Genomic DNA, 2211 nt, shown 5'->3' on the forward strand with positions numbered 1-2211 from the left:
CCGTGGTGGCGGAGGCGGTGGCCGAGGCCATGGGCATCCGCGACGACGCGGTGCGCGGCGGCACCTCCGGCCACCTGCTCGACCGGCTGACCGGGGCGCTGCGCGGCACCCGCGTCCTGCTGGTCCTCGACAACTGCGAGCACCTCGCAGAAGGCGTCGCCGAACTCGTCGGGCCGCTGCTGCGGGCCGCCCCCGAACTCCGCGTGCTGGCCACCAGCCAGGAGCCGTTCGGGGTGCCGGGCGAGCACCTGTGGCCGGTCCCGCCGCTCGACCTGCCCGGCCCGGAGGCCGACCACCGGGCGCTCATGGACAGCGGCGCCGTACGCCTGTTCGTGCGCAGGGCCGCCGCCGCCGCGCCCGGGTTCGCCCTCGACAGCGGCAACGCCGCCTCGGTCGCCGCGATCTGCCGCAGGCTCGACGGCATCCCCCTGGCCCTCGAACTGGCCGCCACCCGGGTGCGTGCCCTCGGGGTGCGCGAACTGGCCAACCGGCTCGACGACCGCTTCCGCGTGTTGTCGTCCGGGCTGCGCGGCGCCCCGGCCAGGCAGCGCACCCTGCGGGCGACGATCGACTGGAGCTGGAACCTGCTGTCCGGCCCCGAGCGCACGGTGTTGCGGCGGCTGGCCGTCCACGCCGACGGGTGCACGCTGGAGGCGGCCGAGGACGTGTGCTCGGGCGGCGAGGTGGCGGCGGCCTACGTGCCCGACCTGCTGGCCCGGCTGGTCGACCGCTCGCTCGTCACCGTCCTGGAGGGCACGGCGGAGAGCACGGCGGCCGCCCCGCGCTACCGGCTGCTGGAATCGGTGGCGGCCTACTGCGCCGAGCGGCTGGCCGAGGCCGAGGAGACCGAGAGCGTCCGCGAACGCCACGCCCGCTACTACACCGGGCTGGTCGAACGCGCCGAACCCCACCTGCGCGGCCACGGCCAGCGCGAATGGCTGCGCAGGCTCGACGAGGAGAGCGCCAACCTGCGCGCGGCGCTCGCGCACGCGCGCCGGAGCGGCGCCGCCCGGCTGGCGTTGCGGCTGGTCAGCGCGGCGGCCTGGTACTGGTACCTACGCGGCCGGTTGCGCGAGTGCCGCAGGTCGCTGGCCACCGCCCTCGCGATCGACGGCCCCGCGCCCGCCGCGCTGCGCGCCAAGGCCACGGTGTGGCAGATCGGCATGACCCGGATCGCGCGGGCCACCGCAGAACCGGACGGGCTCGCCGTCCCCGACCCCGCGCTCGACCCTGGGCCCGGCCCCGCGCCCGGCCCCGCGCCCGACCCCGCGCCCGTTCCCGACCCCGCGCTCGGCCCCGGACCCGTTCTCGGGTCCGACGCCGCGCCCGATCCTGCGCCCGATCGTGAGATCGACGAGCCGGGGGAGCGGGCCAGGGCACAGTGGTTCCTCGCCTTCGCCCTGCACACCATGACGGAGGAGCCCGTCGTGCGCGAGCTCATGGACCGGGCCACCGCGGGCTTTCGCGCCCTCGGCGACCAGTGGGGCGCGGCCGCCGTCCTCAGCCTGCGCGCCTGGGACGCGCTGGCCCGCGCCGACCTCGCGGTCGTCAAGCGCGACGGCGAGCTGAGCCTGCGCATGTTCCGCGAGGTGGGCGACCTGTGGGGGCAGGTCCAGGCCACCCGGCCGCTCGCGACCCTGGCCGAGGTCACCGGCGACTACGACAGGGCCGCCCGCCTCCACCGCGAGGCGCTGCGCGTCGCGGAGGACCTCGGGTTGTGGCCCGAGGCGTCCTGGCAGCTGTCCGGCCTGGGCCGGATCGCCATGCTGACCGGCGACCACGTCCGCAGCAGGGAGTTCCACGAGCGGGCCAGGCGCATCGCCGCCGGGCAGTCGGACGCCTACGGCGAGAAGTACGCCGAACTCGGGCTGGCGCTCGGCGCGCGCCGCGAGGGCCGGCTTGAGGCCGGGGAACGGCACCTGCGGGCCGTGCTCGACTGGATCACCCCTGCGGACGTGGACGGCACCGCGCTGATCATGGCCGAGCTCGGCTACATCGCCGAACTGCGTGGCGACGTGCGCGAGGCGCTGGCGCGGCAGGCCGACGGCTTCGCCGCCGCCCGCGCCTCCAAGGACCCGAGGGCCGTCGCGCTCTCGCTGGAGGGCCTGGCGGGCGCGCAGGCCCTGGCCGGGCACCATCGCGCCGCCGCCCGGCTGCTCGGCGCCGCCGACGCGGCCCGGCGTTCGATCGGCGCGCCGCTGCCCGCCGCCG

Annotated in this window: 1 protein-coding gene; it reads left to right on the forward strand. The window is 77.4% G+C overall.

Annotation, left to right across the window (positions count from 1 at the left end; translation table 11 throughout):
- The coding region (locus tag ABD120_RS17090; RefSeq protein ID WP_425563989.1) for an ATP-binding protein at window positions 1–2211 on the forward strand (2211 nt) is incomplete at both ends.

The organism is Nonomuraea longicatena (assembly GCF_039525605.1).
GTDB classification, from domain to species: domain Bacteria; phylum Actinomycetota; class Actinomycetes; order Streptosporangiales; family Streptosporangiaceae; genus Nonomuraea; species Nonomuraea longicatena.